Source organism: Marinobacter sp., assembly GCF_041687235.1.
Lineage (GTDB): Bacteria > Pseudomonadota > Gammaproteobacteria > Pseudomonadales > Oleiphilaceae > Marinobacter.
This window is the reverse complement of sequence record NZ_JAWLCH010000027.1, coordinates 1-18362: the sequence shown is the minus strand read 5'-3', so window position 1 is coordinate 18362 and position 18362 is coordinate 1. Positions and strand designations below refer to the sequence as shown.

At 57.0% G+C, this 18362-nt stretch carries 16 protein-coding genes; 11 read left to right on the top strand and 5 right to left on the bottom strand.

The window, feature by feature from the left end; genetic code table 11:
• Window positions 1–197 precede the first annotated feature (197 nt).
• Window positions 198–737: a bacterioferritin gene (locus ACESMK_RS19515; RefSeq protein ID WP_372988490.1), complete on the top strand. Its 540-nt coding sequence runs from the start codon at window positions 198–200 to the stop codon at window positions 735–737.
• Window positions 738–774: 37 nt separating this feature from the next.
• On the opposite strand, the gene ACESMK_RS19510 is transcribed toward ACESMK_RS19515, so the two are convergent.
• Together ACESMK_RS19510 and ACESMK_RS19505 are read right to left on the bottom strand one after the other, a co-directional pair.
• Complete coding sequence (locus tag ACESMK_RS19510) at window positions 775–2844, bottom strand: GAF domain-containing protein (RefSeq protein WP_373002183.1); 2070 nt, start codon at window positions 2842–2844, stop codon at window positions 775–777.
• On the bottom strand, window positions 2831–4624 hold the full coding sequence (locus tag ACESMK_RS19505; protein WP_373002181.1) for an ATP-binding protein: 1794 nt from the start codon (window positions 4622–4624) through the stop codon (window positions 2831–2833). Before ACESMK_RS19505 ends, ACESMK_RS19510 begins: the two co-directional genes overlap by 14 nt.
• Before the next feature lie 104 nt (window positions 4625–4728).
• On the opposite strand from ACESMK_RS19505, the gene ACESMK_RS19500 reads away from it, so the two are divergent.
• The 8 genes from ACESMK_RS19500 (at window position 4729) to ACESMK_RS19465 (ending at window position 13021) form a co-directional block, all read left to right on the top strand.
• A complete protein-coding gene (locus tag ACESMK_RS19500; protein ID WP_373002178.1) occupies window positions 4729–6417 on the top strand; it encodes a diguanylate cyclase domain-containing protein in 1689 nt (562 codons plus the stop codon).
• A 27-nt stretch (window positions 6418–6444) separates the two neighbouring features.
• Complete coding sequence (locus ACESMK_RS19495; RefSeq protein WP_373002176.1) at window positions 6445–7593, top strand: response regulator; 1149 nt, start codon at window positions 6445–6447, stop codon at window positions 7591–7593.
• On the top strand, window positions 7583–7996 hold the full coding sequence (locus ACESMK_RS19490) for a response regulator (RefSeq protein ID WP_373002174.1): 414 nt from the start codon (window positions 7583–7585) through the stop codon (window positions 7994–7996). The genes ACESMK_RS19495 and ACESMK_RS19490 overlap by 11 nt, the downstream gene beginning before the upstream one ends.
• A 40-nt stretch (window positions 7997–8036) precedes the next feature.
• Window positions 8037–8357 carry a DUF2288 domain-containing protein gene (locus ACESMK_RS19485; protein WP_373002172.1) on the top strand — a complete coding sequence of 107 codons (321 nt, stop codon included), beginning with the start codon at window positions 8037–8039 and terminating at the stop codon, window positions 8355–8357.
• A 12-nt stretch (window positions 8358–8369) separates the two neighbouring features.
• Window positions 8370–8741: a hypothetical protein gene (locus tag ACESMK_RS19480; protein ID WP_373002170.1), complete on the top strand. Its 372-nt coding sequence runs from the start codon at window positions 8370–8372 to the stop codon at window positions 8739–8741.
• A 32-nt stretch (window positions 8742–8773) separates the two neighbouring features.
• Entirely contained in the window at window positions 8774–9682 is a 909-nt protein-coding gene (locus tag ACESMK_RS19475; protein ID WP_373002168.1) for a lysine exporter LysO family protein, read from the top strand.
• 103 nt (window positions 9683–9785) lie between these two features.
• Window positions 9786–10745, top strand: coding sequence for an ABC transporter substrate-binding protein (locus tag ACESMK_RS19470; RefSeq protein ID WP_373002166.1), 960 nt, complete (start codon window positions 9786–9788; stop codon window positions 10743–10745).
• Window positions 10742–13021 carry a diguanylate cyclase domain-containing protein gene (locus ACESMK_RS19465; protein ID WP_373002164.1) on the top strand — a complete coding sequence of 760 codons (2280 nt, stop codon included), beginning with the start codon at window positions 10742–10744 and terminating at the stop codon, window positions 13019–13021. The genes ACESMK_RS19470 and ACESMK_RS19465 overlap by 4 nt, the downstream gene beginning before the upstream one ends.
• Here the strand turns inward: ACESMK_RS19465 and ACESMK_RS19460 are convergent.
• The 3 genes from ACESMK_RS19460 to ACESMK_RS19450 form a co-directional block, all read right to left on the bottom strand.
• On the bottom strand, window positions 13009–14607 hold the full coding sequence (locus tag ACESMK_RS19460) for a Na/Pi cotransporter family protein (RefSeq protein WP_373002162.1): 1599 nt from the start codon (window positions 14605–14607) through the stop codon (window positions 13009–13011). The two genes, ACESMK_RS19465 and ACESMK_RS19460, sit on opposite strands and share 13 nt — an antisense overlap.
• A 68-nt stretch (window positions 14608–14675) precedes the next feature.
• Window positions 14676–15884 carry an HD-GYP domain-containing protein gene (locus tag ACESMK_RS19455; protein ID WP_373002160.1) on the bottom strand — a complete coding sequence of 403 codons (1209 nt, stop codon included), beginning with the start codon at window positions 15882–15884 and terminating at the stop codon, window positions 14676–14678.
• Window positions 15881–16690 (bottom strand): TatD family hydrolase, encoded by an 810-nt coding sequence (locus ACESMK_RS19450; RefSeq protein WP_373002158.1) that lies wholly within the window; start codon window positions 16688–16690, stop codon window positions 15881–15883. The genes ACESMK_RS19455 and ACESMK_RS19450 overlap by 4 nt, the downstream gene beginning before the upstream one ends.
• A 129-nt stretch (window positions 16691–16819) precedes the next feature.
• On the opposite strand from ACESMK_RS19450, the gene ACESMK_RS19445 reads away from it, so the two are divergent.
• Both ACESMK_RS19445 and ACESMK_RS19440 read left to right on the top strand, forming a co-directional pair.
• A complete protein-coding gene (locus ACESMK_RS19445; protein WP_373002156.1) occupies window positions 16820–17653 on the top strand; it encodes a polyphosphate kinase in 834 nt (277 codons plus the stop codon).
• 17 nt (window positions 17654–17670) lie between these two features.
• Window positions 17671–18362: FAD-dependent oxidoreductase (locus tag ACESMK_RS19440; protein WP_373002154.1), on the top strand; the 692-nt coding region annotated here is incomplete at its 3' end.

Sequence of the window (18362 nt, the reverse complement as noted above, 5' to 3'; positions counted from 1 at the left end):
GAGCTGAAATCGCGGATCGATACCGCAAACGAGGCCGTTTACTTCAAGCATGGCGGCATCCTGCATTATGTAGTGAGAGAGATGTTGCGCACTGCCTGATTGAATGGGTTGGTTGGGCATGGCGGACCTCCGCTGTGCCGAACTCACTCCCAAGTTCAGATTCAGGCAAAATTCGAGAGCGAACAGAGAGAGACATTATGACCGATCAACCGTTTCTGACGGACGTCAAAACCCTTCGTGAAAGAGCGCGCAAACACATTGAAGAAGGGGCTATGACTGAAGGCTATGGCGCCAACCGTGACAATGTGGTGAAGATTCTCAATGAGGCACTGGCAACCGAAATTGTCTGCACGCTGCGTTACAAGAGCCACTATTTCCGCGCCGAGGGTATTAACGCCAATGTTGCTGCTCAGGAGTTCCTCGAGCATGCGGACCAGGAACAGCAGCACGCTGACTGGCTGGCAGAGCGTATTGTGCAACTGGGTGGTAAACCGAACTTCTCCCCTGAAGGCCTTCTAACCAGATCACATGCGGAGTTTGTCGAGGGCGAAACGCTTCGGGAAATGGTGGTCGAGGATCTGGTGGCTGAGCGGATCGCGATCGACAGCTACCGCGAAATTGCCCGCTATCTGGGCGACCAGGATCCCACTTCCCGGCGGATTATTGAGGAAATTCTGGCCCAGGAAGAAGAGCATGCTGACGATATGGCCGGTCTTCTGGAAGGGCTGGACAGCTGAAATATCGCGGGCCAGTAACGAGTGTGGGCGCTGCCTGTCAGGTGGCGCTTTTACCGTTGGGCCCGGCAAGTGGCAGGCTTAGCCAGAAGCAGGCACCTTTGCCCTCTTCAGAGTCGAAGCCGACTTCTCCACCCATCGCATGCATCAATTCCCGGGTGATGGCCAACCCCAGACCGGTGCCCTCCTTGCTGCGTGACGATGATCCGTTCGCCTGAGCAAACTTCTGGAATATCCGGTCTCGAAAACTCTCAGGCACACCTGGACCCTCATCTTTGACTTCAATCCGGATTTCCTGATCCAGCTGTTTGATGCTGACGTTGACAACTCCACGGTCGGGAGAGAACTTGACGGCGTTGGAAACCAGATTGGTAATAGCCTGGGCCAGACGGCTGCGGTCACAAAAACCCAAAAGCGCGTTTTCCCGACTGGCGAACTTGACGGCTACGCCATAACGGCGGGCCATGGGCTGCATCTCTTCAAGAGCCTCTTCAACCACCGTCCCTACGTCTTGGTTCGATGCTTCAATAGGCATGTTGCCGCTGACCAGTTTTTCAATATCAAGCAGGTCACCGATAAGGTGTTTCAGGTGTTCACTATTTCTCTTCGCGATTTCCAGCATTCTGGTCGCTTTTTCCGATAGTTTGCCGGTTGTGCCGCCCAGAAGAAGATCCAGGGAGCCGGAAATGGACGTGAGTGGTGTTCTCAATTCGTGGCTCACCGTGGAAATGAACTGGTTCTTCATCTCGTCGACCATCTGTCGTTCATGGATATCGGAAATATAGCCATGCCACAATACACTCCCATCCGGTAAAGCCTCCGGGTTGGCATGCCCCTCTACCCACCGCCAGGTGTCATCCTGCCCTGTAACGCGATATTTGTGTTGCCAGGTCTGAAGCGTTTCGGCAGAGGCCTCGATGGAATTGGCAACGCCGGCGACGTCTTCTGGATGAATGTGAGAGAAGGCCGGTGAGGCATCCTTTGCAGCCTCTTCGGCGGAGATGCCGTAAATGTTCTGTATTCCCGGGCTCGTGTAGGGGAAGGTGCTTCTGCCGTCTGGCAATAGTTGATACTGATACAACATGCCAGGAACCTGGTTCATCAGCTTGTTCAGGGTTTCGGTATGTTCCTGTTGGTAAACAATATCTGCAACCCATCTTGCCAGCAGAGTGACGAACATTTTGTCGGTTGCCGTGAAGGGGCGGGTACGCGGAGTCGGGGAAGAAAAGTTGATGGTTCCGAAAATCCGGTCATCTACCCAGACTGGCGCAGCCAGATAGCTCTCGAGTCCGAACGCCTCATAACACTCATGGCTCCGGTAACTGGATTGCCCCATGTTATCAATGGCAAACACCCTCCCGCTTTTCAGCATCAGGGAGCAATAGGTGCGGTGGAGCGGCAGGGTGGCTCCGTTCTCAAGCGTTCCCTTTAGCTTTGTAACATGCCAGTGAACCGTATACGCATTGCCGGTAATCCGGCTGATAATGCCAGTCTCAACCCCCAGGTAGTCACAGGCTGCTTTTAGTGCGCGAGTCGCCCTCTGGCCTGCATCGCCCTCACTGTCCAGGGCGATTTCGGTCAGCAGGTTCATGGCCTGGTTTCGTTCATCGTAATAATGGCCGAGTTCGCCAAAACCGAACTCACGCTCAACCAGGTCGGCCAGGTCTCTCAGTGTAGTTTTATCGTCATCCGAGAACTGTCTGGGCTTGCTATCAATCACACACAGGGTACCAACCCGGTATCCATGTCGGTCATGGAGTGGTGCGCCAGCGTAGAAGCGGATATTCGGGCCGCCGGTTACCAGGGGGTTATCGGCAAAGCGTTCATCATTCAGCGCATTTTCAATAACCAGAGGTTCCTCTCGCAAAATGGCATGGCCGCAAAAGGAAATGTCCCGGGCTGTTTCTGGTGCTTCAAGGCCGTGGCGGGATTTGAACCATTGCCGGTCATGGTCAATGAGTGATACCAGAGCAATCGGAATATCGAACGTTCGGGCTGCGAGCCTGGTAAGGCGATCAAAACGCTCTTCCGGAGGAGTGTCCAGAAGCTTCAGCTCCTCCAAAGCGGTGATCCGGTGGGCCTCGTCTGGCGGAAAATCAGGGCTCTTCATGGTCGTCTCCGGTTTGAGGAATTATTGTATCGGTGGCAGGTAACTCTACCCAGAAACGGGCTCCGGTGTGATAGTCGTAGCCGACTTCCCCATTCATAAGAGTGGCCAGTTCTCGGGTGATGGCAAGCCCAAGACCGGTTCCCGCTTTGGCCCTTGTGGAGCCAGAGTCGGCCTGAGCGAATCGCTGGAATAGCCGGGGCAGGAAGCTCTCCGGAACGCCTGGGCCCTCGTCAGATACCGTAATTCGGACCATCCCGTCCGTGGTTGATTCTGACCAGATCTTTACCGAACCATCGAAGGGAGAAAACTTGATGGCATTGCTGATGAAGTTATCCAGAATTTGCCGAAGTCTGGATGGGTCGGCGGTAACGAATTCTTTTGCGCAGTTCCCTACTTTGAGGGGAATACGGTAGTGCTCAGCCATGGCCCCGTTGCCATCGCAGGCCTCCCTGACCGCTTTTGCAGGATCAACTGTCTCCAGATAGATGGGCATCTGCCCCGCCATGGCTTTGTTGAAGTCCAGCAGGTCTGAAATCAGCCGTTGCAACTGTTCACTGTTCCTAAAGGCAACGTCTACCATTGAATCCGCTTTATCTGGCAGTTTGCCCGCCGCGCCTGAACGCAGAAGTTTCAGTGAGCCATTTATCGAGGTCAAAGGCGTGCGCAGCTCATGGCTCACGGTCGAGACAAAGTCGTCTTTCATGATATCCAGTGCCTCCCGTTCCTTCATCAGCTTGTTGAAGGCCCGGGCTACGTTTCGGACCTCTGGCGGGCCATTGATAGACAATCGGTTCGCCGCGAAACCCTCCGTAGCCATTTCCCGTATCCTGAGCGACATTTTTTCCAGTGGGCGGGTTGTTGCCCGGGCGAGTAACCAGGCTATGGCTGCCAGTGCCAGAAGAGCCAGGGCACTGGCGACAAGGAACTTGTCGAAAGAGGCCCTTGCCGGTTGTGTTGCCTGTTGGTAGGGCACTGCCCTGAGGAACATCCAGCCCACGCGTTCAAGATGTTGTGTGGCGTAGATCCACTTTTTACCGGAACGGTCGGACACAACGCCCGAGGTCTGGCCGGACAGTGCCGCATCAATGATCAAATCCTCTCCGGGTGGCGGTAGATCTGGCATTGGGTTAGCGCCGGAAAGAGTGTCCACCTGCACGAAATGGTTGGTATCAATGACCTTGAAAAGGGCATCGGAAGAAACGTCCTCCTGTTTCGGTATGATCCCGGACTCAGCGAGGTTGATGATCCCGCCGGCGAATCCAAGCAAATCCCCATCGTCACTCTCGATTGGGTAAAGAAAAGAGAGGAGTGGAAGCCCGGTTGTCCTGCCAATAATCGGCCGGCTGATAACGGGCTCCCGGGTTTTGTAGGCTTCGCGGAAATGCTGCCGGTCAGCGTAGGCGGTCCCTATGCGATTGGGCACGTAAATATTCTCGGCGATTGCCACGCTGTTTTCATCGAAGACCAGTAGGCCTGCCCTGAAGTAGTCGGATAAAGCAGGTTGCCGACCGAGCAGTGCCTCGATGCGATCTTGTGGGAGTCGGTTGTTGCCATCCGTCAGAGTTGCGGCGAAAGCGCCCAGAGCCTGTATGCGCACCTGGAGATCCTGATCGACTCGATTGGCGACCGACTCGGCGTCCAGAAGCTGGCGCTGGGTGAGAACGTTTTCAAAATCCCGGATCAGCCCATTGTAGGCGGTCGCCGAAAGAACGACGACGGTCAGAAAGGTACTCAGGACAGCGATCAGCGCAACGCGGCTGCCAATGGAAAGATTCCTCAAATTTAGTCCTTCTGGTCGTAGCCGGAACAGTTGAAACGTGTTTTCATTACCGAGAGAGTAATAGAGTTTTTGAGCGTGGCAAATAGCCTTTCAGGAGTATTGATGTGGCCTTGGAGTCGACAGGCAAGATTTCTTCGCGATTGGAGATGCTCAGACAGAGGTTTCTTGAGAGAGCCAAAGTAGACATTCAGCAATTGCGGACACTGGCGGAAAAAACCCGGCGTGGTGAGTTCTCTGCCGACGGATTGTTGTTTTGCTATCAAAGCCTGCACAAGTTGTCCGGTTCGGCGGGGACATTCGGCCTTCCCGAGCTAGGTGAAGCTGCCAAGGCCCTGGAAAAGCAGTTAAAAGGTCAAGCTGAGAGTCTTGGCGCTCTCGACGACGTCCTCAGCCATGCTATCGACATTCCCGACGGATTTGCCGATGGAATAGACGCGCTGGCAGAGCTTGTTGAAGTCAAGAGTCAGGCAGTTGACCAGGATAGTAGCTTTGCTGGAGAGCCCACTACCTACAAGGGTAGCCAGGGCATGCAGGTGAGCGTTCTGCTCGTGGAAAAGGGAGATGAACGCCTTGCGATGCTGGAAAAGGAGATGGCTCCGTATGGCTTTTCCTTCACCAGCGTAAGCTGTGATGATGCCGGCGCCCTTGGCAACGCATTGGCGGAAATCCGCGGGGCAGCAGCCATTTTGTGTCGGGAATCCGCTTTTACAGATGTCATGTCCGTACGGAACATGTCTTTTGAGGAAAGCTCTCGTCGTCGGCTGCCCGTAATCTGCCTTGGCAGCGATAATTCTTTCCACAACCGCTATAGAGTGGCCGAGGCTGGAGCGTTTGCATTCTTCCCGGATCCGGTGGACATACCTGAACTTGCCGAAAGGATCGAATCGCTGGCCATTGAACGCAGCGCCAATGTACAGGGGCGCGTGCTGATCGTTGAAGACGATGCCGAGCTGGCCGAACACTATTGTCTGGTGTTGCAGGCCGCCGGTATTGAGGCGCAATCGGTATCAGAGCCTCTTTACCTGATGTCTAGTCTTGCGGACTTTGAGCCGGACATTGTTCTGATGGATGTACAGATTGGCGAGTACTCCGGTGTTACGCTCGCCAGGCTGATTCGGTTCGAGCCACGGTGGTTGAGCCTGCCAATCATCTATCTGTCTTCTGAGGACGATCCTGAGAATCAGCTGGAGGCTTTGTCGAAGGGTGCGGATGAATTCCTGATGAAGCCGGTCTCGGACAGTTATCTGGTTCGGTCGGTGCGTATTCGTTGCTACCGGGCCCGCCAGCTATCCGAACTGATGAATCGGGATAGTTTGACCGGTCTTCTGAAACATTCATTGATCAAGGAAGAGGTCGAAAAAGAGCTGGCAAGATGTCGCAGGAGTGGTCACCGGTCCTGTGTTGTTATGCTTGATCTCGATCATTTCAAGACGGTAAACGATACCTGGGGCCACTCGCAGGGTGATATCGTGATTCGCACCCTTGCCAACCTTCTGAGAAATCGGTTGCGCGAGACTGATATGATCGGTCGTTACGGAGGCGAGGAGTTTCTGGTGGTTTTACCTGAGTGTGATGTTTCTGCGGCCAAAGACCTGATTCGTGGAATTGGTGAAAGCTTTTCCGAACTTTCTTTCGTGGCGGGAGAGTCCAGCTTTCAGGTTACTCTCAGCGCAGGCATTGCCGAGATAAATGACTTCACCAACGGTGAGGATGCCCTGAATGCCGCCGATCAGGCGCTTTATGAGCGCAAACGCGGTGGCCGTAACGGGGTCACTGTTTACTCTTCCAAATAATGTCCGTTGTACGTTTAGGGTGGTCATTTGAAAGCGCTTATTCTTGAAGACGACGATCTCATTGCCGAATTGCTGGAAACTGTTGTTGCGGGCCTGTACTCGGGGGTCTCTGTTGTCTTGGCCGAGACTCTCGGTGAAGCGCTCAGTCAGGTGAAAAACAACCGGTTTGACCTGTATATTGCGGATAGAAATCTGCCGGATGGATCGGGTCTGGAACTCGTCAGACAGATACGGGAACTGGATCGTGATGTTCCCATCGTCATGGTCTCCGGTCGCTCTGATCGGGAGTCTGTGTTGCAGGCGGCTCATTACGGGATTGACGGGTACATGACCAAGCCCTTTGATGTAGCGAACCTCCACGAACGGCTTGGAAAGCTATTGAAAGTCGATCAGAGCCCAGAACCACCGGACCTCGAAACATTACTCCGTGATTCACTGGAAGAAGTGATCCAGTTGCCTTCCGACGTAGACCCCTCGGATATTCTTGAATTGATCAGTCGCCAGGGGGATCTGTCTGCCGCTCAGTTGGCTGAACGCTGGCGAGAGGAGACCAGCCTGACCGCCCGCTTGCTGGATGTAGCCAACAGCAGCTCTTTCAGGCGTTCCGGCAAGCCCGTTGAAACCCTGAGAGACGCTATCGGCTCGCTGGGCGTACCTCTGGCACTGAACCAGGCTTTGGCGTTGTCGCTGGATGTATCCAACAAGCTGCAACATGAGCCGCTACGCGAGCTTGCCAGAGCCCACCACGAAGCCGCTTTGCAGGTGGCTAAAGAGGCCCAGCGACTGGCGATCAGGCTGAAAAAACAACCCGTTCTGCTCCAGAAAGCCGGACTGCTCAGCCGCCTGGGCGAACTCGCTGTTCTCAAGGTACTCAACCAGTATGCCGCAGCCGGAGGTGAGATCGGAACGCCAGATGCGGAAAAGGCGCTGGAGAACTGGGCCCAGGCTTATGGAAACCGGCTCAAGGTCCAGTGGCGATTGCCTCTCGGGGTCCGGGAACTGATTGGCGCCGTTCATTTTCTACCCAACGATTGCACCCGTGAAGAACGGTTGATCATGCGTGCAGCGTCTCTGTTGGCGGCAGGCCAGCAGGATTCCGAGGAATGCCGCAGGCTGATCCGGCGCATTGGTATGGAAACCGACGAAACAGAGCTGGAGAAAGGTAATGGAGAGTAAACAACAAAGCTTGCCTCAGAAGATCCTGTATGTTGAGGATGATCCGGATATCCGCGCGGTCGCGGAAATTGCCCTGGAGGATGTCGGCGGCTTTACAACGGCGATTTGCGAGTCCGGGGCTGAGGCTGTGGAGAGAGCCCCCGAATTCGAGCCTGAACTGATTTTGCTGGACGTTATGATGCCGGGAATGGATGGTCCCACGACGATGCAAGCACTCCGTGAGCTAGATGGGCTGGAAACAGTGCCAGTGATCTTTATGACGGCCAGGCTACAGAAATCCGAAATCGAGGAATATCAGGCGTTGGGCGCGCTCGGCGTCATCCCGAAGCCCTTTGACCCCATGAACCTTTCAGAACAGATTGCTCAGATTCTGGCAGATGCGGCGGGGCGGGATTTCCGGTAGTCTGGCCAACCTGAGCCCTGTTTTGATTGAAGAGGTACCCATGTCATCCTCCCCGTCCCGGGACGAACTTAAAACCAAACTGAATCTCGAGACTTCCCGCATCCGCTGGCATGAACTGCAGACCTATTTTGCCCGGGGACAGGTTGTCCGGGTGGCGCCAGAACTGGATCTGCTCGAGGTGGCCACCGAATTGGCTGCGGATAACAAAACCCGTTTCGAACAGTGGATGAAAGAGAGCAAGGTTGGCGAGGTTGCTCCGGATACCGCGCAAAGCTGGTATGACCGCAATGCGGAGCTCTGGGCGGTGGTCATCGCGCCCTGGGTTCTGGTTCAGGACAGGTCAGGTCATGTTCTGCACTGACAGCCCGGCACCATGAAGCTTCACTATTTCCACGGCCGCAGCCCGCTTCGGGACCTTGTGATGGTGAACGACAGCCAGCGGATTGAACTGCATATCCGGCCCGTTGGCGGCGGTCAATGGGGGCTGGTGGCACTGGCGGGTCCGGAAAAGGGGCGGCCTGACGGCCAGTTCTGCCGGGGGCCCTGGCCAACCCAGACCAGGGCTGAATCGGTTCTCCGGAGTGTCGCTGGCACCATGATGGGGAAAGGTTATGAGCCCTGTCCTGCAGATTATGTGGTGTGGTCTGTCACAGCCCAGCGCCTCGCCCGCACCATCGGGACCCAGGAGCCTGATTCTGAGGGCAAACCCGCACCTGACCCTGATCATTTCAATCCCCTGGCCTGACACCCGATCTTGTCGTTATTTTTGAGGACGCCATGCTGACCGGAGCCTTGCTCATTCTCGCTCCCCTGTTCCTGGGGTTTGCCATCGCCCTGGAAAATCGCAGGGCAATGACCGTCATCCATTACACAGTCGAGGGCCTGGTCTATTTTATCCTGTTGCTCCTCGGTCTGGGGCTTGGCCAGATGGAGGGACTGGCGGCGCAACTGGGTGGCATGGCCACTCAGGTACTGGCCCTGGTGCTGGTGCTTTTTGTGACGAATATGATCGGGCTCTGGGTGTTTCACCGCTGGCACCCCATGACTATTGAACCGGTGGAGGGACGTGTCAGCCCGGGTTACCGAAGACTGTTCCTGGCCGGTCTGAAGCCATTGATCGCGGTCATCGCAGGGCTTCTGGCCGGTTACTATCTGTTACCGGACATGCCCATGGCGGAAGACCTGGCCACATGGGCACTGATGTTCCTGCTGTTTCTCATCGGCCTTCAGTTGCGCAATGCCGGCCTGTCGCTGCGCAAGTTATTGATGAACCGGCAGGGCCTGGGTATCGCACTTTCTCTGGCGCTCAGCTCCCTGGTGGCCGGAGTGCTCCTGATACCCTGGCTTGGGCTGCCCTGGCACGACGCCCTGGCGGTCGCCTCCGGATTTGGCTGGTATTCCCTGTCGGGCATTGTGATTGGCGAGGCCCTTGGGCCTGCCTGGGGTGGCGTCGCGTTCCTGAACGACGTGCTGAGGGAGATTGTCGCGTTGGCCATTATTCCCCTCCTGATTGCCGGCCGGCCGGCAATGGCCATAGGCTACGGGGGTGCAACGGCGATGGATTTCACTCTGCCCGTGATTCGCAGCAGTGGCGGACTGACCTGTGTGCCGGTGGCCATCGCCTCAGGATTCTTGCTGTCTTTCCTGTCGCCGGTGCTGATGGGGATCTTCCTGTCTTTGGGTTAAATTGACGCGGTGCAATGCAAGCGGTGGTTTTACGGGTAATATGTGAGACAGTAAACTAGCGTTTATTGACAAATGTTAATGTCCTAGCCCGGTCCGGATCCTGATGCAACGCCGTGAATTCCTTGGTTTATCGATAGCAGCCGGACTGTCCGCAGCGGGATTGCCCGGTTGCAGCGATTCCGGCCCGTTGCGATTCGGGATTCACCCCTGGATTGGCTATGAACCGCTTTATCTCGCCCAGGATTTCAACTGGCTACCCGAGACGGTCGTGCTTCGCCCCGCTACCTCGGCGAGGGGCTCAATGGAGGGGCTGGCGTCCGGGGCTCTTGATGGTGCGGCACTGACCCTCGATGAAACCATACGGCTCTGGTCCAGGGGGCTGGAGTTGATCGTGGTTGCTGTTACTGATGTTTCGGCGGGTGCCGATGTGCTTATGGTCAGGCCGTCTATCACGGAGCTGACAGATTTGAAGGGGCAGCGAATTGCGGTGGAACTGGACGGTGTCTCGGGCATCATGCTGCTGAAAATTCTCGAGGCGGCAGGTCTTGGCCTGAATGACATAACGACGGTAGACCTGCCTGTGAGCGAGCATGCCGCGGCCTGGTCCCGTGGCGATGTGGACGCTTCGGTCTGCTATGAGCCCACTGCATCCGGGATTGAAAACGCTGGTGGTGTCCGGCTGTTTGACAGCAGCGATATTCCGGAAACGATTTTTGATGTCCTGGTGGTCACCCGCGAGACTGCGGACAGAAAACGTGGCGCGGTTCGCGATCTCGTGAACGCGCACTTTGCCGGTCTGCGACACCTGGTGCGCAGCATGCATGATTCGGTCTACCGGGTCGCGGACCGTCAGGGCATAGCCGCTGATGAGGTCCGAGCGGCACTTGCTACCGTCATGCTGCCGGATCTGGCAGCCAACCAGCGCTACCTGGCCGCCTCCGGTCCGCTCGAGACCATCGCGCGATCCCTGTCTCGTCTTATGTTCAGCCAAGGCATGATTGCCAGCGATCCCGTATTCCAGCGTTTGTCGGATCCCTCGTTCCTGCCCGGGAGGGTTTCTTGAACGTTCGGCGATATGCGGTTGGTCTGATCCTGCTCATGGCCAGCGAGCTTCTGGCGCTGAGAACGGTCAGTGCCGAAGAGACGCTGACACTGGGTATATTCTCCTATCGGCCTGACCAGATCCTGCAGGAACGTTACAGACCCCTGGCAGATTACCTGTCCCGTGCGACCGGGATCGAGATCAAGCTACAGGTACTCAATCAGGAAAATATGAGCCGTGCGGTCGCCGCCAACCGGCTGGACTTGTTTCTGACCAATCCGAGCCACTTTCTCCTGATACGCAGCGAACGGAGCCTGACTGGCGTCCTGGCGACGCTTGTCAGGCGGGCAGAAGAAACGTCGACTGCCAGCCTGGGTGGCGTTATTTTTACCAGGGCCGGGCGTGATGACATTGGCCATCTTGCCGACCTCAGCAATAAGACCATTGCCTCGCCTGGTGTTCATTTCCTGGGTGGTTATCAGGCCCAGGTTCTGGAGCTTCTGGACGCCGGGGTTGATATCCGGAGAGTGAACCTGATTCGTTTTCTTGGCTCTCACGACAGGGTGGTCCGCTCGGTGCTTTCCGGGGACTCGGATGTCGGTTTCATTCGCACCAGCATTCTGGAGCAGATGGCGCTCACGGACCCGGATCTGTTCACCAGGATCAAGGTGCTGAACCGTCAACGGCTGGCCGGGTTCCCGTACGTCGTCTCGACCCGGCTGTATCCTGAGTGGCCCCTGGTGGCCCTGCCTCACGTGAATGAACGCGTTGTCCGCCGAATCGCTTCCGCGCTTTTTGCCATAGAACCGGAAGACGAGGTCGCTCGGGCCGTCGGAATCTCCGGGTTTTCACCCCCTGCAGACTACCAGGCCGTTGAACATCTGGCCCGAACGTTGCGTGTGCCACCCTACGATCAGATGCCGCAGTTGACCTGGGTAGATGCGCTGCACCAGTACCGCCTGTGGGTTTTTACCATTTTTGTTCTGGTCATGCTGCTGGTTGCGACATCGCTCTGGCTGGGCCGGAGCAAGCGTCAGCTGGCCTCGGAACAGAAGCGCCTGCGCCAGCTGATTCGCGGTTGGCCCCAGCCCGCCCTGTTGATTCGGGACGGGCTGTTCAGTGATACCAACCGTGCTTCAGTCGATCTGATCCGGTATACCTCCAGCGAGTCGCTGATTGGGAAGGATCTGGCGGTTTTCTCGCCTGAGTACCAGCCAGACGGGCAGATTTCCCGCCAGAAAATGGCCCATATGCTGGCACGGGTTTCGGGTGGTCAGGTCGAACAGTGCGAGTGGGTGCTGAACCGCTCTGATGGCACGGAAGTCTGGGTTGAGGCGACCATGGCACCCATTCATGCAGAGGGGGAACCGGAAGGGCTGATTCTTTGCTCCCTGTACGACATCACCCGGCGAAAACGGGCTGAACAGCGTCAGCGCCTGGCTGCAAGCGTGTTCGAGTATGCCCGCGAGGCCATTTTCATAACCGATAACCACGGCATTGTAATCGACGTAAATGACGCGTATCTGGCCATCACCGGCAGGCCCCGGAACCGCGCGATCGGCCGTCTGCCACCCTTACCGGTGGATGAAGGCAGCGGGATCTTCGCCAGTGCCAGGGCCCAGGGCTTCTGGTCCGGAGAGTTTGCAAGCCGAAGGAACGACGACGAACCAATCGCATTGGCGGTAACCCTCAGCAGTGTTCGTGACGATCATGGCGAGGTCTCGCATTTTGTTGGTATTTTCAGTGACATCAGCCGTCTCAAGGAGCAGGAACAGAAACTGCGAATCATGGCCCACTACGATGCCCTGACCGGCATGCCAAACCGGGTTCTGTTTGCCGACCGACTGCAACAGGCCATGGCCCTGACTCGCAGGCAGAGTGGCAAGTTGGCGGTGGTCTACATCGATCTTGACGAATTCAAACCGGTGAATGATGCCTTCGGCCATGAGGCTGGCGACCAACTGTTGGTGGAAGTCGCCACGCGAATGCGTGCCGTGCTTCGGGAGGAGGATACCCTGGCCCGGCTTGGCGGTGATGAGTTCGCGGCCATTGTCATGAACGTGCAGGATGACGGGGCGCTGGAGACTCTGCTGGTGCGTCTGCTCGCCCGGGTCGCCGAGCCGGTCTGGGTGGCGGACCACAGCGTGGAGGTCTCAGCGAGTATCGGCTATACCCTGTTCCCGCAAGACCAAGAGCTGGACGGAGACCAGCTGCTGCGGCAGGCGGACCAGGCCATGTATCAGGCCAAGCACGAAGGTCGAAACCGCTATGTCCGTTTCAACGACTACTCCGTGTGAGTATCACCGCTGAGTAACTCGGTTGCCGGCTTCCAGGCCAGGGATTTTTGCCATTGATCACACAATCTTCGCACCGAGCTCAAGGTATCAAGTGTGCGCTCCCCGGCAATTGCCGAAAATTCACTCCTCACGATCATCGCAAGCATGCGTGACTTGAGCATATGGTAGGTTTTTTCTGTGTCGGCGAAGGTGGCAGGCGCGGTTTCGTCTGCTTCGAGAAGTGCCCTTACCAGATCGGTGTATTCATCCAGGGGTTGGGCAAGTGGGGCCAGTTGGGAGAGTTTTCTGGCCTCATGCAGCTGGAGTAGGGCAGGCGCCAGCTCTTGCGCCTCGGCAAGATAGCGACAGGTTCGTATGGTTTCGGTGAGGGCATCTACCGTTGTTGGGTGCATTTTTTCGGCGCGCAGCTTTGAGATGTAATCGGTGATTGCATTGTTCAGGCTGCGACAGGCCTCGGATTTGGGGCGAATCTGGGTTGCCTGAAGATCCTCGCGGTCGAGGCACACCCTTAAAAGTCCCCGAGTAAGCCCGATCAGCCGTTTCATTTCCTGGTCGACTGCGCCGATGGCCAGTTCCGGTGTGGTTACCAATGTGTTATCCAGAAATCTGGGTTCAGCGTTATCCTCCTCCTTACTCCGAAACAGCCGGCCAAGAAAACGTGCAAATTGCGGTATGAAGGGCAACATGATGAATGCCCCAAGGACATTGAAGAGCGTATGGAACATGGCCAGGGATACCGCGACGTTGGCATCTAGTGCCAGCCAGTCCGCAAGCAGCGCCACCACCCACAGCATAATGGGCAAAACGAGCAGTGCAATCAGGCCTGTGACGGCATTGAACAGGATGTGACCAATGGCGAGGCGTCGGGCGTTTGCAGTTGCTTTGAGCGCGGACAGGGCGGCTGTTGATGTCGATCCCAGGTTTGCGCCTATGACGGCAGCCGCCGCGCTGTCCAGTGGTATCAGTCCACCCGCGGCTGCTGTCAGGACAATCGCCAGGGAAGCGCTGGAAGACTGGGTCAGCACGGTCGCCAGAAAGCCGATCAGAACGAACGTGGGCAGCCCGTAGCCGGAGTCTATCAAAACGTTGCTGTCGAGGCCGCCCGCCAGTGTTTCCAGGGACGATTTCAGGATTGAAAGACCCAGAAAAAACAGGGCGAATCCGGCCAATGCCTGGCCCAGAGATCGGTTTCTCGGATTGCGGCTGATCATCTTTACGCCGACACCCGCCGCCAAAAGGGGTAAAGCCAAGGCTTCGATCTTGAAGCCGAAACCGACCAGGCTCACCAGCCAACCGGTCATGGTGGTGCCGATATTGGAACCGAAAATAACCCCCAGGGATTGTGCCAGCGTTAACAGACCGGCGTTTACAAAACCGATGGTGGCGACGGTCACCGCGCCCGAGTGCTGAACAATCCCGGTGATGAGAAACCCGGCCGCCAGGCCACGCAAGGGGGTCTTGGTCCAGTGGCCCAGCATGTGGCGCAAATGATGACCGGCAGCACTCTTCAATCCATCGGTCATCATTTCCATGGCCAGAAGAAACAGGGCAAGGCCGCCGAGAACCTGGAAAAGCGTTGCGATCATATGCGAGCTGTCGATCTGGAAGAAGTTTCTTGGAGCTTAGCAGAGTAACCGGGGGATGCTATTGGTGGTCAGAGCAGAAATTTCCGGACATCGATTTTGTACTCATCGGGATCCACAGCCCGGAGAATACGGTCCTGGGTGCCAGGCTTCGCGAGATCGATGGTATCCACTGTGATCGCCATGCGGAATTTGGTGTGGTACATAACGCGCACGGTCGGCAGTCTCTGGTCGCTCTCGTTGGCTTCGACTACCACGCCAAGTCGGCCACTTTCCAGCAGCACCAGAGAGCCCACCGGATAAAGGCCAAGGCAACGGATAAACTGTTTGACCAGTAGCGGGTCCAGATGGCTGCCGCTCCATTCCAGAAGCTTCTTCAGGCCCTGGGTTGGGGTCATGCCCTTGTGATAGACCCGGTCTGCCGTGATCGCGTCGTAGACATCGCTGATCGCGACCATTCGACCGTACTCCGAGATCTCGTCGCCCTTCAGGCCTTCCGGATAGCCGGTTCCGTCCAGGCGCTCATGGTGCTGGGCTGCGGTGATGACGGTGAGCTCACCTATGCCCTCGGTGGTGGCAAGAATGTCCCGTGAGTGGCGGGCGTGGAGTTTCATCACCTCGAATTCTTCGGCGGTCAGGCGACCGGGTTTGTGCAGTATCTCATCGGGTGTAAGGATCTTGCCCAGGTCGTGGAGCAGGGCGCCCACGATGGTCTGGTGCAAGACATCGGAAGACAGACCCCGGTAATTCCCGAACAAAGACATAAGTACACTTAGGTTGACCGAGTGTTCCAGCAAGTAATTGTCTTTTTCCCGGATACGGCCGAGGCAGCTCAGTGCATTGGCATTACGGAGCACGGAATGCTGGAGTTCGTCCGCCAGCTGATGGATGGGGGCCACATCAATGGCGCCGCCAACTTTGGCGTGGTTCATGAATTCGCCGACCAGCCCCTGAGCCTGGTTGTGAATCTGCTGGGCAATCACCATTTCTTCCGCAAGCGGCACATAGGGACGCAGGCCCGGCGTCAGTTCCCCCGCCTTTTGCAGGGCCGACTCGTTCCGGCGATCCACCTCGGCGGCGGTTTCCGAGTCCTGGGTGTCGAGCCCCTTCGAGGCATCGATATAGACGAATTCCACCCCCATGCGGCGGATTTTCTCGATGGTTTCCTCTTTTTTGATCACACCGCGCTTGCGCTGGGTGTTGTGGGGAATCCAGTCGTTGTTCAGGTCGGTTATGTACATGCCGACCTTGAGTGCGGAGATGGGGACGCGTTTAATCATTCGCCGGGGAAGAACGTCCTCAAGCTGTTCTGGTAAGTCTTACCAATCACCTCATCCAGAGGCAGTTCTTTCACCTCGGCGATTTTCTCGGCGATAAAGGGCAGGTAAAACGGTGCGTTTTCCTTCCCGCGGTAGGGTACCGGGGTCAGGAAGGGTGAATCGGTTTCAAGCAGGATCTGCTCAATCGGCGCCATGCGCACGATATCCCGGACATTCTCGGCCTTGTTGAACGTGGTGATGCCATTGAAGCCCAGGCACCAACCCTGATCCAGGGCATACCGGGCAAGTCCCGGGCCGGACGTGAAGCTGTGGATGACCCCACGGCGCTTGAGGGTATCCTCAAACTCACCGAGGATGGCAATGGTATCGTCGTCCGCCTCACGGCTATGGATAACCACGGGCCGGTCCGTGTCACAGGCGATCTGCAACTGACGCCGGAACACCTCGCGCTGCACGTCCCGGTCGGCGTTGTCGTAAAAATAGTCCAGGCCGATTTCGCCCACCGCAACGATCTTCTCATCCCGGGCATGGGCACGGATTTCCGCTTCCACGTCATCGGAATAACTTTCGGCATCGTGGGGGTGAATACCCTGTGTGCCGTAAACCCAGGGTGCAACCTGGCTGAGCTCGCGCACCCTGGCGAGGTTGTCCGGGGACACCGCAATGGTGATCACTTTCTCGATATTGACCCCTTGCGCCTGCTCAAGGGTCTCCTCCAACGGGCGGTCCTTGAGGTAATCCAGGTGACAGTGGGTTTCAATGATCGGGTGATCGAATACGGGAATCTCGCGACGTTTTTTACTCATTGCCGGGTACTACACTCCATCGCAACCTGCGTCCAGGCTGCTATTCTGTGAATTCAATCTCATTAGTTTACCAGCTTGTTCGATTGTTGACCTGTATTACCTCCATAGTGAGTTGCACGGAGCATTTTGATGACGTTGTCGGAGTTTGCCAGTTCGTTTCTTTTCGACCCCGGGAAACCACGGTTCCGGGATTACCCGACGTTGCTGGATAGCGATGAAGTGGAACTGCCCGGCCTTGAGGCCAGCCTGGAACAGATCGGTGAATATCAGCGACGGCTCTGGGCGAACCAGGCCAGGGCCGTTTTATTGGTGGCTCACGGCCCCGACACCAGCGGCAAGGACAGCCTGATCCGGACCCTGGCGACCTACGCGGACCCGGCCGGCTTCCATGCCTGGTCATTCAGCCGGCCGAAGGGCGCAGAAACCCGCCACGATTTTCTCTGGCGGGTGACGCCGTTTTTGCCGGGTTTCGGGGAGATGGTCGCCTTCAATCGCAGCCACCATGAGGCGGTTATTGCCGAACGGGTATGGCCGGTCCATGAGGCAGAGAGCTATAACTGGCAAAATCGCTACCGGTCCATCCGAAACTTCGAGAACCACCTGGTGGAAGAGGGCACCACGGTGATCAAGGTATGGCTCAACCTGTCCGAAGACGAACACCGCCAACGTCTTCTGAAGCGCCTCGACAAACCCCGTAAACGCTGGAAGTTCGATAGATCCGACATCGATGGTTGGGAAAAACGCCGCCAGTATGAGGCGTTCGCTGAAGAAGCCATGGCCGCGACTCATACGGAGGAGGCGCCCTGGTTTATTGTGCCTGGTGACCGTAAACCTCAGGCCCGTGCCATCGTTGCAGCGGTGCTGGCGGAACAGCTGGAACGACTGGCTCCCGAATACCCGAAAGAAGACGAGAGCGTGCTGGAAGAATACCGGCGTCTGTTGGCAAAAAATGGCGTGAAATAAACACAGCGGAGGAATGCATGCACATTGTTGTAGTCGGTGGCGGCGTCGTAGGAATGACCGCTGCCTATGAGTTGAACCGTCGGGGCCACCAGGTCACCGTGCTGGAACGCCATCCACTGGCCGGGAACGAAACCAGCAAGGCCAACGCTGCCCAGCGTTCCTATGGCGTAGTTTACCCCTGGGCCGACCCGTCCATGGTGTTCAAGGCCATACCCTGGATCCTCAAGCAGGACGGCCCCCTGAAACTCCGGTTCCCGCCGTCTGTGGAAACACTGAAATTCATGTTCGCCACCCTGCGCTACGCCTGGTCTCCGGGCCTGTTCGGCCTCAACCGCCGGGCCATGTTGCGCCTAGGCATCCACAGCCGGGAACGATTTCTGGCCCTGGAAAAGGAACTGGACCTGGCTTTTGACGGCGATCACCAGGGCCTGCTGCACCTGGCCAGCACACCGGAGGCGCTGGAAGGCTATCGGGCCACCCATGATCTGCTGAACGAACTGGGCATTCCCTCCCGTTTGCTTACGCCGGAGCAGGTGCTTGAAGCAGAACCCGGCATGGTTGGCAATGGCCCGCTATACGGCGCGCTCAGATACGAGACCGATGGAACGGGTGATTGCCACCTCTTCGCCCGGGAGCTTGCCAAAGCCTGCGAGGCAAAAGGCGTGGTGGTTCGATACAACGTGGAAACGGAGCAGCTGATCGCTGATGA

Coding starts and splice junctions, on each gene's coding strand:
- ACESMK_RS19445 (WP_373002156.1), top strand. CDS start 16,820: ATGACGTTGTCGGAGTTTGCCAGTTCGTTTCTTTTCGACCCCGGGAAA.
- ACESMK_RS19455 (WP_373002160.1), bottom strand. CDS start 15,884: ATGATTAAACGCGTCCCCATCTCCGCACTCAAGGTCGGCATGTACATA.
- ACESMK_RS19450 (WP_373002158.1), bottom strand. CDS start 16,690: ATGAGTAAAAAACGTCGCGAGATTCCCGTATTCGATCACCCGATCATT.
- ACESMK_RS19460 (WP_373002162.1), bottom strand. CDS start 14,607: ATGATCGCAACGCTTTTCCAGGTTCTCGGCGGCCTTGCCCTGTTTCTT.
- ACESMK_RS19515 (WP_372988490.1), top strand. CDS start 198: ATGACCGATCAACCGTTTCTGACGGACGTCAAAACCCTTCGTGAAAGA.
- ACESMK_RS19475 (WP_373002168.1), top strand. CDS start 8,774: ATGCTGACCGGAGCCTTGCTCATTCTCGCTCCCCTGTTCCTGGGGTTT.
- ACESMK_RS19480 (WP_373002170.1), top strand. CDS start 8,370: ATGAAGCTTCACTATTTCCACGGCCGCAGCCCGCTTCGGGACCTTGTG.
- ACESMK_RS19490 (WP_373002174.1), top strand. CDS start 7,583: ATGGAGAGTAAACAACAAAGCTTGCCTCAGAAGATCCTGTATGTTGAG.
- ACESMK_RS19485 (WP_373002172.1), top strand. CDS start 8,037: ATGTCATCCTCCCCGTCCCGGGACGAACTTAAAACCAAACTGAATCTC.
- ACESMK_RS19510 (WP_373002183.1), bottom strand. CDS start 2,844: ATGAAGAGCCCTGATTTTCCGCCAGACGAGGCCCACCGGATCACCGCT.
- ACESMK_RS19470 (WP_373002166.1), top strand. CDS start 9,786: ATGCAACGCCGTGAATTCCTTGGTTTATCGATAGCAGCCGGACTGTCC.